The organism is Clostridium sp., from assembly GCF_050717545.1.
Classification (GTDB): Bacteria; Bacillota; Clostridia; order Clostridiales; family Clostridiaceae; genus Clostridium_AD.
On record NZ_JBOITN010000019.1, the window covers coordinates 159,312 to 174,908 of the forward strand.

At 32.3% G+C, this 15,597-nt stretch carries 8 protein-coding genes; 6 read left to right on the forward strand and 2 right to left on the reverse strand.

All coding sequences use genetic code 11. The features are described 5' to 3' along the window. Nucleotides 1–14: 14 nt before the first annotated feature. The 4 genes from ACREVX_RS04985 to ACREVX_RS05000 all read left to right on the forward strand — a co-directional run bounded on the left by ACREVX_RS04985 (nt 15) and on the right by ACREVX_RS05000 (nt 3,361). Nucleotides 15–1,214, forward strand: coding sequence for an aspartate kinase (locus ACREVX_RS04985; RefSeq protein ID WP_431543063.1), 1,200 nt, complete (start codon nt 15–17; stop codon nt 1,212–1,214). Between the two features lie 29 nt (nt 1,215–1,243). Beyond that, the gene (gene lysA / locus ACREVX_RS04990; RefSeq protein WP_431543064.1) at nt 1,244–2,542 is read left to right on the forward strand and encodes a diaminopimelate decarboxylase; all 1,299 of its coding nucleotides are present in this window, start codon (nt 1,244–1,246) and stop codon (nt 2,540–2,542) included. Next, complete coding sequence (locus tag ACREVX_RS04995; protein WP_431543065.1) at nt 2,533–2,733, forward strand: hypothetical protein; 201 nt, start codon at nt 2,533–2,535, stop codon at nt 2,731–2,733. The genes lysA and ACREVX_RS04995 overlap by 10 nt, the downstream gene beginning before the upstream one ends. A gap of 493 nt (nt 2,734–3,226) precedes the next feature. Continuing rightward, nucleotides 3,227–3,361, forward strand: coding sequence for a hypothetical protein (locus ACREVX_RS05000; protein ID WP_431543066.1), 135 nt, complete (start codon nt 3,227–3,229; stop codon nt 3,359–3,361). A gap of 214 nt (nt 3,362–3,575) precedes the next feature. On the opposite strand, the gene ACREVX_RS05005 is transcribed toward ACREVX_RS05000, so the two are convergent. Beyond that, on the reverse strand, nt 3,576–4,760 hold the full coding sequence (locus ACREVX_RS05005) for a cation diffusion facilitator family transporter (RefSeq protein WP_431543067.1): 1,185 nt from the start codon (nt 4,758–4,760) through the stop codon (nt 3,576–3,578). A 174-nt stretch (nt 4,761–4,934) separates the two neighbouring features. On the opposite strand from ACREVX_RS05005, the gene ACREVX_RS05010 reads away from it, so the two are divergent. Together ACREVX_RS05010 and ACREVX_RS05015 are read left to right on the forward strand one after the other, a co-directional pair. Then, the gene (locus ACREVX_RS05010) at nt 4,935–6,236 is read left to right on the forward strand and encodes a M18 family aminopeptidase (RefSeq protein WP_431543068.1); all 1,302 of its coding nucleotides are present in this window, start codon (nt 4,935–4,937) and stop codon (nt 6,234–6,236) included. A gap of 164 nt (nt 6,237–6,400) precedes the next feature. Next, on the forward strand, nt 6,401–15,058 hold the full coding sequence (locus tag ACREVX_RS05015; RefSeq protein ID WP_431543069.1) for a glycoside hydrolase family 94 protein: 8,658 nt from the start codon (nt 6,401–6,403) through the stop codon (nt 15,056–15,058). A 138-nt stretch (nt 15,059–15,196) separates the two neighbouring features. On the opposite strand, the gene ACREVX_RS05020 is transcribed toward ACREVX_RS05015, so the two are convergent. Then, nucleotides 15,197–15,403 (reverse strand): hypothetical protein, encoded by a 207-nt coding sequence (locus ACREVX_RS05020; RefSeq protein ID WP_431543070.1) that lies wholly within the window; start codon nt 15,401–15,403, stop codon nt 15,197–15,199. Between the last annotated feature and the right edge of the window lie 194 nt (nt 15,404–15,597).

Genomic DNA, 15,597 nt, shown 5'->3' on the forward strand with positions numbered 1-15,597 from the left:
GGAGTGATTTGATTATGCCAGTAGTTGTTCAAAAATATGGTGGCTCTTCTTTAGGAACTATAGAGAAAATTAAAGGAATTGCACATTGCATAGTAAATAGAAAAAATAAGAACACAGATTTAGTTATAGTAGTATCTGCTATGGGGGATACTACTGATAATTTATTATCTCTTTCTAAAGGTATAGGTGAAGAACCAGATAAGAGGGAACTAGATGCATTGCTCTCAACAGGAGAAATAATTTCAAGTGCACTCCTGGCCATGGCAATTAAGCAACTTGGATATGATGCCATAAGTTATACTGCATATCAAATTGGAATTCGAACTAGTGGTCAATATGGTAAAGCGTTAATTGATGACATACATGGTAATAAAATTAAAAAAAGCTTAAAACAAGGTAAGATTGTAATAGTCGCTGGATTTCAAGGAATAAATGGTGAGGGCAATATTACTACACTAGGTAGAGGTGGTTCTGATACCACAGCAGTAGCACTAGCTGTAAAACTTGATGGTAGATGCGAAATATATACGGATGTTTCTGGAGTATATAGTGTGGATCCTAGAGCATATAGTGATGCTAAAAAATTAGATGAAATAGAATATGAGGAGATGCTTGAGCTAGCAAGTTTGGGAGCTCAAATAATGCATTCAAGGTCAATAGAGCTTGCCCAGAAGTACGGCATGCCAATATATGTTGGCTTAAGCAATAGTGACATTAAAGGAACAGTAATTAAGGAGGTAAAAAATATGGATATGGAAAGTAAGCCAGTAACAGGTATAGCAACTGATGATGATGATGTGTCAGTAACGCTCCAAAGCATTCCTAAAGATGTGAATATACTATCTGATATATTTGAAGCTGTTGGAGGTAAAAAAATCAATATAGATATGATAAGCCAATCATCTCCTATAGATGGCGTTGTAAGTGTATCATTTACAATACCTAAAGAAAACTTAAAGGATAGCTTAAAAATTATAGATAAATTGATAGTAGATAATAAAGTTATAGTTGACGAGGATATAACTAAATTCTCAGTGGTGGGACTTGGTATGAAGACAACATCTGGCGTTGCAGCTAGAATGTTTAAGGTTTTTAGTAAAAACAATATTGAGATTAAAATGATTACAACATCAGAAATAAGAATTACTTGCGCTATTAAGACTGAGGATAAATTAAAGGCTATTCAGGTTGTTGCAAAGGAATTTAATCTATAAATAAGGAACTAATAGAAGGAGAGATTTATGTGAGGTTTTTTGGAAATATCAAAAGCGATAATAATAAATTAAGTATTGCAGGAGTTAGTGCACAGGTTTTAGCTAAGGAATATGGTACCCCTCTTTACATAATGGATGAACAACTCGTGCGAGAGAATTGTAGAAGGTTTTATAAATCTTTTAAATCAGAAGATGGGAATAATAAGGTAGCATATGCAGGGAAAGCATTTTTAACTATAGCAATGTGCGAAATTATAAAAAGTGAAGGTTTATATTTAGATGTAGTTTCAGGTGGAGAATTGTATACTGCAAGTAAAGCTGGTTACCCACTACAAAATGTATATTTCCATGGTAATAATAAAACAGCCGATGAAATTGAAATGGCGGTAGAACTTGGCGTAGGAAGTTTTGTAGTAGATAATCTTCACGAAATGGAAATTATTAATGAAAAGGCAAATGAAAAAGGAATAGTTCAACGAGTTCTTCTTAGAGTAACACCAGGAATAGAAGCTCATACTCATGATTACATAAAAACTGGACAAATTGATTCAAAGTTTGGATTTACTATTTTAAATAATGAATTGGAAGAGGTTATAAAAACTGCTCTAAGCCTAAAAAATATTAAATTTGCAGGATTACATTGTCATATAGGTTCTCAAATTTTTGAATTAGAACCTTATAGAGATGCAATACGCATAATGACATCTTTAATTAAAGATATTAAAGACAAATTTAATTATGATATAGAAGAATTAGATTTAGGAGGAGGTTTCGGTGTTTATTACTACGAAGATGATGAGCCTAAGGAAATAGAGGAATTTTGCACGGTAATAATGGAAGAAGCCAAAATTAAGTGCGATGAATATGCAATAAATTATCCAACCCTTGTTATAGAACCAGGCAGATCAATTGTAGCTAATGCAGGAATTACATTATATACTGTAGGCGCAATAAAGGACATACCAGAGGTTAGAAAATATGTGGCTGTAGATGGTGGAATGACAGATAATATAAGACCAGCATTATATAATGCTCAATATCAATGTGTACTTGCTAATAAAATAAACGGACCTTGCATAGAAGTGGTTACAATTGCAGGGAAATGTTGTGAGAGTGGAGACATATTACTCGAGGATGTAAAACTACCGAAGGTTAATAGTGGAGATCTTATGGCTATGCTATCAACTGGTGCTTATGGATATTCAATGTGTAGTAATTATAATAAAATACCCAAGCCTCCTGTAGTTTTAGTAAGTGAGGGTACCCATAAAGTCATATGCAAAAGACAAACTTATCAAGAAATGATTTCCAACGAAGTATGTTTATAGGCGAATATGCTGTAGAGAAGTTCTCCTGCGCGACTTCAAATAAGAGTTTGAAACGTGAAATTCCATTAAGAAATTCTAATCTTTTGCCAATACAAAATTCTCTATCACTCACATTCGGCTTGCGCCGGTTCGCTAGTCTTCCTTCCAGTCAGGCTCACGAGAATTTTATATTTGCAAAAGAAGAATTTTAAATGGAATTTCAATGTTTCTGCTCTTCTTATTTGGTGCCGCTTCCGGAGAAATTCATACTATATCACATTTACATTGAGATGTATCTACTATGGAGAACATTCATTCTAAGATGTATCCGAAAGTGATGGTAAAAAGAAAAAGATGGTAAAAAATTAAAAGATTAAAACAAAAAGATTAAAAGATTTGAAAAACCCATGTCAAAAAATCTTTTAGCCGTAGGCTGCCGGATGTGTTAAATAATATCTGAATATAAAATTTTTAAACTAAAAATCATCTTAAAGAGATGGGAAACAAAAATAAGATTGAGAAAGCTTGTTAATTCTTATTCAAAAGTCTTTTAGCCGATAGGCTGATTATGTATTGAATAATATTTATAAGGGAAGAAACTATTAAATTTTAATAGTTTCTTGTTTGACCCCCTAAAATTTTTTTTTGTAATATATTTTTAAGACCCCTTTTACCATGGACATAAAAAATATAACGGATAGTAAAGTGAAAAAAATCATCTGGTTAAAGAATCCAGCTATAATAGTTGCAATTGCTATTGCAACTAATGAAAAATTAAAACCTACACCACCTATGCTATCTTTAATAAGTTTTGTTCTCTCGTCGTGTTCTTTTATATAGAGTTTTTTAATTCATCCTCGCTTTTTAATGCCTTTCTATATTTTGCAATGCATATTATCATGATAAATTGAAAGCCTATGAAGATGTGTAATTGAAAACCAGGTATCATATCAGAAATATCGTCATTAATTCCACATGCCATATTTACAAAGGTTCCTGTTAAGACGATGAATACAGTTGCGAATGCATCTGTAGTAATAAATACTTTTTTTCTCTAAACTCCTATATAATCTCTATCAATTGTCATCACGGCATTATAATAAGGGTAAGACATTTTAAGCTGTTTATTGATATCAGCTTCAAGTTTTGATTCGTCGCTATCAGAAAATTTTGGATTAAAGTCAATTACCACATCGAAGATTAAATTTTTATGGGAGCCTTCTCCTACAATTCTAAAGTCATGAATTGATTTTATTATAGAAAAATTTTTTAATATGTCTAAAAGTTCTAACCGAGAGGCATCAACCTCTTTGTCGCCTGTGTTTATGGGATCCATGTGGATAACTAGATATAGGCTGAATTCATCAGAAATTTCTTTCTCAGCTTTGTCTATAATTTCATGAATTTTAACTATGGAGATATCACAAGGAACTTCGGCATGAATAGAACCCATGCATCTTCCGGGTCCATAATTATGTATAACCAAATCATGGGAACCTGTAATATAGTCATAGGATAGTAATTTTTCCTTAAGTCCATTCACAAGGTCCATATCAGGAGCCTCACCAAGCAAGGGGTTGATAGTTTCTCTAATAAGTGAATATCCGGCATAGATTATTATAAAGGATACTAGCATTCCCATATACCCATCTATAGGGAAATCAATCCAAACGGATAGAAGTAGTGATACTGCAACGCAGCTTGAACTAATTACATCAGTTAATGCATCGGTTGAAGAAGCTTTTAGGGCAGAGGAATTTATAGCTTTACCCATAGTTTTATTAAATCTACTAATCCAAAGTTTAAAACCTATAGATACTAATATTAATATAAAAGGTATAAGGCTAAAGATTACTTTTGATGGATGGATTATTTTATCAAAGGAGGTTTTAATAAACTCAAAACCTACTAGAATTACTAAAAAGGAAACTACAAGTCCTGAAACGTATTCAAGCCTGCCGTGACCAAAAGGATGTTCTTTATCTGGTGGTTTACTAGCTAGTTTAAAGCCTAAAATTGTAATAACTGATGAGGCAACATCTGATAAGTTATTAAAGGCATCAGCAGTAACTGCTATACTATTTGATATTATCCCTATAAATAGTTTTGTAGCAAAAAGAATTAAATTCACTATAATTCCAACTAAACCACCTAGATAGCCATATCCATCTCTTACTTTTTTGTTAGTAACATCTTGATAATTTTTTACAAATTTTGAAATTAGAAATTTTGATAACATATTTTCACCTCTAATTATATAGTATAATTTAAAATATTAAATTTAAACATTATATTTAAATTTAATTATATCATTTATTTAGATTTTATAGAAATATTATGAAAGAATTTTGTTATACTAATAATAGAGATAAGTAAAATACTAGAATGTAATAACTTTATTGGAGGAATGTATATGAACAAGGAATTAGAATTTGCTCAAAATCTTATTGATTTTATTTATGATAGTCCAACAGCATTTCATGCAGTAGCAACAGTTAAAGAGGAGTTATGTAAAGATGGATTTGTAGAAATTAAGGAAGAAGAAAAATGGAACCTTAAAAAAGGTAACAAATATTTTGTGACTAAAAATGATTCTGCGTTAATCGCTTTTATAGTTGGACTTGGTGAAATCGAAGAAAATGGTTTTAAAATTATAGGGGCGCATACGGATTCGCCTAGTTTTAGAATAAAACCTAACCCAGAAATGATAGTAGATAATATGTATGTGAAACTGAATACAGAGGTTTATGGTGGGCCTATAATAAATACTTGGATGGACAGGCCTCTGGCAATAGCCGGACGGGTAACTTTAAGAGGAGAAAATATTCTATTGCCGGAAACCCGCCTTGTAAATATTAAAAAGCCTATAATGATAATTCCTAATGTGGCTATTCATATGAATAGGGATGTAAACACTGGAATTGAGCTAAATAAACAAAAGGACACTTTACCACTTCTTTCAATGGTTAATAGCGAATTAGAAAAAAATAATTATCTTATGAACGCCATTGCAAAAGAATTATCTGTAGAGCTTAAACAAATTATAGATTTTGATTTATTCCTTTATGAATATGAAAAAGGGTCAATTATCGGTTTAAACAGTGAATTTATATCAAGTTCAAGATTAGATGATTTAGCTATGGTCCATGCAGGGATAAAGGCGCTTGCTAAAGCGCAGGCTGTAGAGTCGACCAGCGTAATGGTTTGTTTTGATAACGAAGAGGTAGGAAGTTCGACAAAACAAGGCGCTGACTCAAATATGCTAGTTGGTATTTTAGAGCGGATAACAATAGCATTAGATAAAGGCCGTGAGGACTTTTTAAGAGCTATTTCTAAGTCCTTTATAATATCTGCAGATAATGCACATGCGCTTCATCCTAATAGTCCAGAAAAAAATGACCCAACCAATAAACCCTATATAAATAAAGGACCAGTTATAAAAATCAGTGCAAATCAAAGTTATACAACTGATAGCAACTCTGCTGCGGTTTATGAATTGGTTTGTGAAAAAGTAGGAGTACCGATGCAGAAATTTGTTAATAGATCAGATGCTCGTGGAGGTTCAACTATAGGGCCAATATCTTCAACTCATTTAAATATACGCTCAGTAGATATGGGTAGCCCAACACTAGCTATGCATTCTATTCGCGAACTAGGTGGAGTAAGTGATCATACTTATGTTACTAAATCTTTTCAAGAATTTTATAAAATTTAATGAAAATATAAGCAAGATTCGTGTCATTAAAGAAACTCACAATATTTAATTGTGAGTTTCTTTAATTTTTACTAATAATTAAACAGTTAGTTGGAGATAATAGTTTTGTATAGTCCTAAAACTTTACAATCTTATTAAGAAAAAGTATTAAAGGGGTGTTTATAATGCCATATGTTATATTAGGGGTAATAGTCGTAATAAGTATTTTAATCCACACAGTGGTAAGAAAAAATCTAAACTATTATAAAGAAGAAAACGTACTAAAAGATGTTCCAACAATAAATGTTAATAGAGAAGATTTAGAAAAACATGCCTCTGAAATAGCACATCATTATTCGGATGTGAAAACTACTAATTGTAAGAAAAAACTTATTAGTAATTTAGATAGAAGCTATGAAAAGATTTTAAAGGGTTACGAGAACATAGATAAAAATGGTGAGGATAAAAAAGATATATTGCCTGCATCAGAATGGCTTATGGATAATCTTTACTTAGTAGAAAAAGACTATAAGAGTATAAAATACAATATGCCACAAACATATTATAAAGATCTACCGGTGATATACAAAGGAGTTATGAAAGGTTATCCAAGGGTTTATCATATAGCCATTGAAATCATATCTCATACTGATGGCCGGATGGATGAGTTTGTTATAGGTGACTTTATTAGTGCGTACCAAAAAAATGCAGTACTTACAAGTGGTGAACTTTGGGCTATTCCTATAATGTTAAGAATTGCATTAATCCAGAATATTAGCAAAATAACCGAAAAAATTGTTAAGGCTCAGCAAGATAAAAAAGAAGCAGAAGTCGTTGCAGAGCGTTTAATTAATGCTTTCAGTGAAGGCAAAATTACTTCAGAGGTATCTGAGCTAAGTAACGAAAAGATCACATTTAATACTCACTTTACAGAAAGGTTACTTAAATTATTAAGGGATAATGGTATTGATTCTAAAGAAGTTTATAATTTTATAGATGAAAGGCTTGGCACGCAGGAAACGAGCTCGGATAGGGTTATAGCATTAGAACATCAAATTGAAGCTAATTTGGAAATATCTATGTCAAATTCAATTAACAGTATAAGGGTTATTGAAGGGCTAAATTGGAAAATTTATTTTGAAAACCTAAGTCCAGTAGAGAGTATTTTGAGACAGGACCCATCGGGCATTTACAAACAAATGGATTTTAAGTCTAGGGATAATTATAGACATGTAATAGAAAAAATATCTAAACATACAAAACTTCCAGAAGCATATATAGCAAAAAAAGCTATTGAATCTTGCACAGATAATGAAAATTCAGAGGGTAAAATTAGAGACTTAGAAAATAATACTTATAAACGACATGTTGGGTATTATTTAATAGATGAAGGACTCGATGAATTAAAGAATAAAATAGGATATAAAAATACTGGATTGCAAGGTGTCAAAAATGTCATAAAGAAAAATACAGCGAATTTTTACATATCTACGATTATTATATTTACTCTATTAATAATGTCTCTAATTATTGTGAGTAGTTTATTTAATGATAGTGATAAAGATTTATGGAGATATGTTCTAGCTGTAATTGTTATATTAGTGCCTTGTAGTGAAATAGCAATATCAATTTTTAATTGGAGTATAAGTGTTTTGAGTATACCTTCATTTATACCTAAAATGGATTTTAAAGAAAAAATACCAGAGAAATATAGTACAGTGGTAGTAATACCAACATTACTAAATGATTGCTCTAGGGTAGATAAATTAGTAAATGATTTAGAAATATACTATTTAGCCAATGCGCAGGAAAATTTATTTTTTGCATTACTTGGTGACTTTAATGATAGTAATGTCCAGGATGAGAGTGGAGATAAGGCTATAGTTGATGCTGGCCTTTTAGCAATAGAACTTTTAAATAAAAAGTATTGTAGTAAATGCAAAAATAAAAACAAATTTTTCTTTTTAAATAGATATAGACAATTTAATGAAAAAGAAAATAAGTGGATGGGTTACGAACGAAAACGTGGAAAACTTATGGAGTTTAATGAATTTTTAAGGGGCGGTGAAAACACAAGCTACAATATAATAAGTGCTGGAGCCCAGGACCTTCAAAGGGTTAAATATGTTATTACATTGGATGCAGATACAAAACTTCCAAGGGACTCTGCTAAAAAAATTATAGGTGCTATGGCACATCCACTAAATAATGCTGTTATAAATCATAGTAAAAAAACTGTGATCAGAGGTTATGGTTTAATGCAACCAAGAGTAGGGGTGTCTATTCTTAGTGCAAATAAGACTTTGTTTTCAAAAATATTTTCGGGTGAAACAGGAATAGACATATATACTACTGCAGTTTCTGATGTATACCAAGATTTATTTGGGGAAGGAATTTTTACTGGAAAAGGAATTTATGACGTAGATGTTTTTAATTATATGCTAAAAGATGAAATACCTGATAATGCTGTACTAAGTCATGATTTGTTAGAGGGATCATATGTAAGGACAGCATTAGTTACAGATGTGGAATTCATTGATGGATATCCAGCTTATTACAACTCTAGTTCTATGAGATTACATAGATGGACTAGAGGAGATTGGCAGTTATTACCTTGGCTTAAGAGATCCTCACCATTAAGCACAATATCTAAATGGAAAATATTTGACAACTTAAGACGCAGCTTACTTGCACCTTCCATTACAATGTTACTTATACTTGCTATAGGGGCAGTATTGCCTAATGGTACAGATAAGTGGATTATTGCAGCATTTGTTGCAATCTTAGCACCCGTACTTTTTGGTGTAAGTGAAGCTGTAGTATCTCCAGCTAAAGGCATAAGTTTATCGGGCAAAATTCAAAATAGTAAGATGGCAATAGAGCAGGTGTTTTTGATTTTTTGCTTTATACCTTTTCAAGCATATATGATGTTAGATGCTATACTGCGAACATTATATAGATTAACTATTAGTAAGAAAAATTTATTAGAATGGCAGACGGCAGAAGATGTAGAGGTAAAACTAGGGAAACGTCTTAAAGATTTTATGCAGTCTATGTGGATTGGCAGCGCAGTTGCACTTTTAATCGTATTTCTAGCGTTTAATGCAAGTATGAGTATTGGATTTCTTAGTATACCTTCTTGTGCGATTTGGTTTCTAAGCCCTATAATTGCTTATGTTATAAGTCGTGATAGAAATTTAGAAGTGTTAAAAATTGATGGAGAAGAAGAGAAAAACTTGAGAAGGTTAAGTAGAAAAACTTGGGCATATTTTGAGGATTTCGTCAATCATGAAAATAATTGGCTTGGGCCGGATAATTACCAAGAAGATCCACCTAATGGATTAGCTCATAGAACCTCACCAACCAATATGGGAATGGAGTTAACCGCAAATATAGTTGCTTATGATTTAGGATATATAGGAATTTTAGACGTATCCGCTAGGATAAAGAAGATTATGACCTCAATGGAAGGTTTGGATATGTATAAGGGTCATTTTTACAATTGGTATAATACTAAGAACAAGGCTCCACTTTATCCTAGATATGTATCAACTGTAGATAGCGGTAATTTAGTTGGGTACCTTTGGGTAGTTGCTAAGTCACTAGAGGATTATTTGAACAGTCCGATATTCAACGTTATGAAAGTTAAGGGTTTGCAAGATATTATGAGGCTTGCTAGTGAAGAAATAGATGAGAAATCAGTGGTAAAAGAAATATATAATGATGTTATGAATAACACTTATGCGGATAAAATAGATTTTAAATCTTGGAAAACTATACTTGTGGAAGTAGAATCCAAGATTAAAGAAGTAGAAAAAATTGAAATAGGTAAAAAATTATATTGGAATAACAAATTAAGGGATGATGTGAATGGTTTCTTAGATGAATTAAACCAGTTTTTTCCTTGGGCTGATTATGATTATGAAAATGAATTAGATTCAGAAGTTAGCAAATTATTGTCTAGTTTAATTGAAAATTCAGCAATAAATTGTATTCCAGGAAAAGCAAATAATATATTAAAAATGTTAAATAGCAAAATTAAAAACGGGGAATCACGAAAAAGATTAAAAACTTTTTTGCTGCATACGAAAGAAAAGGCTTTAATGGTTATTAACGATATAGAGAGTTTAAAAGAAAGATTAAACTCTATGGCAGAAAATACTGACTTTAAAATGTTATATGATAATGATAGAGAGCTCTTTAGAATTGGATACGATGTTGAAAATGATAATTTAGGTAAGGGTTTTTATGATTTATTAGCGTCGGAGTCAAGGCAGGCTAGTTTTGTCGCCATAGCAAAAGGGGATGTTCCTAAAAAACATTGGTTTAATCTCGGCAGGGCTATGACTATTATGGGTAAAAGTAAGGGATTAGTTTCATGGAGTGGTACCATGTTCGAATACATGATGCCATTGCTTATAATGAAAAATTATCCAGGCACAATGCTAGATGAAACTTATAAAGCAGTAATTGGTGCTCAAAAGAAATATTGTGATGAAAGGGGAGTACCTTTTGGAATCTCAGAATCTGCATTTTATAATTTTGATATAAATTCAAATTACCAATATAAGGCATTCGGAGTAGCTGGAGTAGGATTAAAGTCAGGACTTGAAGATGAATTAGTTATTGCACCATATGCTACTGTAATGGCGCTCCAAACTGACTTTAGGGGAGCTTATGATAATCTTGAAAGGCTTAAAAAAGAAGGATTAGAGGGGAATTATGGTTTTTATGAAGCTGTAGATTATACTAAAGACAGAATGTCGAGTGATGAACCTAAAGCCGTTGTTAAATGTTTTATGATTCATCATGAAGGAATGAGTTTAATGGCATTAGATAATGTCTTATTGGGCAATATTTTTCAGAAAAGATTTCACTCTTTACCAAAGGTAAAGGCTACAGAATTGTTGCTCCAAGAGAAAATTTCAAAGAGAGTAGTATACGATAGAGAATACAAATTTAATGTGGGGGGAACTACAATAGGAAAACAAAAAATTGTAGTTAGAAAATACACTACAGCAAATACTGAAACTCCAGAAACTCATTTAATTTCTAATGGAGGTTATTCGCTAATGGTCTCTAATAGTGGATCAGGGTATGCGATGAGCGAAAGCACTATGATTTACAGATGGAGGGAAGATGTAACTCGAGATAATACAGGTATGTTTGTTTATATTAAAGACATAGCTGAAAATGAATACTTCAGCGCAGCTTATGAACCTTGCAAAAATTCAGGGGATAGATACGAAGTGACCTTCGCACTAGACAAGGCTGTATTTACAAGGATTGATAGTAATATTACTACTAGCATGGAAATTACTGTATCTACAGAAGATGATTCAGAGGTAAGAAGATTATCAATTACAAATAACGCTTCTGTAAGTAAATATTTAGATGTAACAAGTTATCTAGAAGTAACGCTTGCACATTATGACGCGGATATAGTTCACCCAGCGTTTGGAAATCTTTTTGTAAAAACAGAGTATATAGATAATCCTACTTGTATCCTGGCAACAAGAAGACCTAGAGCTATGGGAGAAAAACAACCTTGGCTTATGCAAACTGTTGCGGTAGATGGAACTACAGTGGGACCTATACAATATGAGACTAGCAGAGCAAGCTTCATTGGTCGTGGTGAAAATACATCGCACCCAAACTCAATGAAGACTGATGCACCACTATCAAACACAGTTGGAGCAGTTTTAGACCCTATAATAAGCATAAGAAGAAGAATTAAAGTAAAATCTGGTGAAACATGCACTATAGCAATCACTACATCAATAGCAAGTAATAAAATAGAAGTAATAAGTTTAGCTAAAAAATATAGTGGATTTCATAATATAAATCGAGTGTTTGAGTTAGCATGGAGTCAAACCCAGGTAGATATGAAGTATTTTGGTATCAAATCTACCCAAGCAAACTTATACCAAGTTATGGCTTCTAAAATATTATTTTTAAATTCTACTTATAGATTAAGAGAAGAATATATAAAAAAAGGAGTTAAGGGTCAATTTACGCTTTGGGAATATGGTATTTCGGGAGATTTACCTATAATGCTTCTAATAGTGCAGGAGAGTAAAGATAAGGATCTAGTTCGGCAACTTTTAAATGCACATGAATATTTAAGTTTTAAGGGATTAAAAGTTGATTTGGTGATAATAAATCTTCAAACAGCATCATATGAGCAACCTCTACAAACTGATATCAAGGAGTTAATAGGTGGTAGCCACTTAAGAGATAAAGAAAATAAACCTGGGGGATTTTTTATATTTAACAATGCAACTATTAAGGAAGAGGATGTAGGGCTTTTAATATCTATAGCTAGAATAGTTATAGATTCCAGTAAGGGAATGCTTGTATCTCAAATTCAAAATAATACTAAGAGAATAGGAAAGCAAGCATTATTAAAAACTGTAGAAAAACAATTCACATTTAAAGAAAGCAAGTTTGATGTGCAGACACTGGAGTACTTTAATGATTTGGGAGGATTTAATGTTGAAAAAGAAAACTATACTATTTTACTTAAAAACTTTAATAATACACCAGCACCTTGGGTAAATGTAATTTCAAATGGTGATTTTGGATTCCATGTATCGGAATCTGGATCGGCTTATACTTGGCACCAAAATAGTCGTGAAAATAAAATTACTACTTGGTCTAATGATTCGATAAGTGATGAATGCTCAGAAGTTATATACTTGCGGGACGAGAATAATTCTAATGTGTGGAGCATTACACCTAAACCTATAAGGGATGGTGGAGAATATTTAATTGAACATGGATTTGGATATTCTAGTTTTAAACATGAGGCTTATGGAATTATGGGTAAGGTAACTATGTTTGTGCCTATGGATCATAATATTAAGTTATGCAAAATAAAACTTAAAAACAATAGTAATATAGCTAGGAATTTAACTATAACTTACTACGCAGAAATTGTAATGGGTGTTGTACGAGAGCATACTGCTCAGCATATTGTTACTTATCTAAATAAAGAAAATGAATATATATATGCTACAAATTCTTATAATCAGAATTTTGGTAAATTAAAAGCTTTCTTAAAACTATTTGGGGGAGAACAGCAAAGTTTCACTGGTAATCGAAGTGAGTTTTTAGGTAGAGGTGGAAGCGTAGAGAATCCTGAAGTATTAAAGAGGATAAGGCTTTCAAATAATGTGGGAGCAGGGCTTGATCCATGTCTAGCAGTTACTTCTAAAATTCATATACAACCTAATATGGAAATTGAACTCGTGGTAATGCTGGGTGAAAATGAGAATTTAGATAATATTGAGAGTATTATAAATGAGTTTAAAGATTTTAAAAGAGTTGATATTGAACTGGAAAATGCTAAAAAATATTGGAATAAGCTACTTCACACAGTGCAGGTTAAAACTCCAGATAAGAGCATGGATTTAATGCTCAATGGATGGCTAATGTACCAAACTGTAGTATGCAGATTGTGGGCAAGAACTGCGTTTTATCAATCAGGTGGAGCTTATGGCTTTAGAGATCAGCTTCAGGATGTTATGTCTTTAAGCATTCTCGAACCTAGTATGACGAGAAAACAAATTTTATATAGTGCTTCAAGGCAATTTGTTGAAGGCGATGTTCAACATTGGTGGCATCCAGTTGTGGACAGTGGGATAAGAACAAGATTTTCTGATGATTTATTATGGCTTCCTTATGTAACTATGGATTATATAAAAAATACAGGTGATTTTGCTATTCTTGATGAACAAGCTGGGTATCTAATTGATACGCCACTGGCGGATGGTGAGGATGAAAGATATAATGTTTCGCCAAAGGCAGATTTTACAGGCAGTATATATGAACATTGCATAAAAGCCATAGACAGAGCGCTAAAATTTGGCCCTCACAACATCCCGCTAATGGGTAGTGGAGATTGGAACGACGGAATGAGTACCGTAGGTAATAAAGGGAAGGGAGAAAGCGTTTGGCTTGGATGGTTCTTATATGATATACTGGGAGATTTCATGCGAGCTTGCACATATAAGAATGATGATGAAAGATTACAAAAATATAAGGATATGAAAGAATATATAAGAGTAAACTTAGAGGAAAATGCTTGGGATGGTAAGTGGTATAGAAGGGCGTATTTTGATGATGGAACGCCACTGGGGTCATCTCAAAATGAAGAGTGTAAAATTGATTCACTATCTCAATCCTGGGCAGTTATATCGGGTGCTGCCAGTAAAGAAAGAGCATTGGAGGCTATGGAGTCATTAGAACGCTATTTAATAAAAGAAGATAATGGAATGATCCTGCTTTTAACTCCACCTTTTAGCAAATCCGCTTTGGAGCCTGGGTATATCAAAGGATATGTGCCAGGAGTTAGGGAAAATGGTGGTCAATATACACATGCTGCAACCTGGGTAATTCTTGCATTTGCTAAATTATACAAAACAGACACTGCAGCAAAACTCTATAATATGATAAACCCTATTAATCATACGAAAACCCTACTTGAGTGTGAGAAATATAAAACGGAGCCTTATGTAATGACTGCTGATGTTTATGGAAAGAAACCTCATGTAGGAAGAGGAGGATGGAGTTGGTATACTGGGACCTCAGGATGGATGTATAGGACAGGAATAGAAGCTATCTTAGGATTCAAACTAAAGGAGGGAAAAGGGTTTACAATAGAGCCTTGTGTGCCTGAGGAATGGACACATTATGAGATTATTTATAAAAAAGATAACCTTGAATATGTGATTGAAGTAAAGAGACATGATGTTAAGGGCACTTGGCTTGATGGTAACTTGTGCGCAGATGGTGTAGTTCCATTTATTGATGGAGTCCATAAAGTGGAGGTAATAATATAAAAAAGAAAAAAAGTATATATTAATCGTATTGCAATACGCGTAATATATACTTTTTTTGAGTATGAAATTCATGTAAAAAAATGGGATGGCTCCAAAAGAAGTCATCCCATTTTTAAATTAGTGATTTAATAAAAAAAGTTAATCTTCCATATCTGGAATTTCGTTTCCACCATCATAGGTGTAGTCAAATTCTACATTTGAGATATTCATAGCTACTATAGGGTCAGTTACTGGATCAGGTAGCATAGTAGAATCTGTTTCTGAATAAGACCTTATGTCTGATTGTGCTAATTCATAAAAATCTCTTTCATGAGGTGCATACACTTTTGTTTTATTTTTAGACATATTAATACCTCCATTTATATATAAATATTATTTGTACTTATAGTGTTCCATATAAGAGTAAAAAAAATGAAGGTAATATTAGCTAAATTATTAATTGATTTTAAACAAAATACTGTGAGGAATACAATAGATTAAATTAGCATAAAATACAAGTGTATAAAAAATAGTCTTATAAAAATTACTCTAATAAAGAG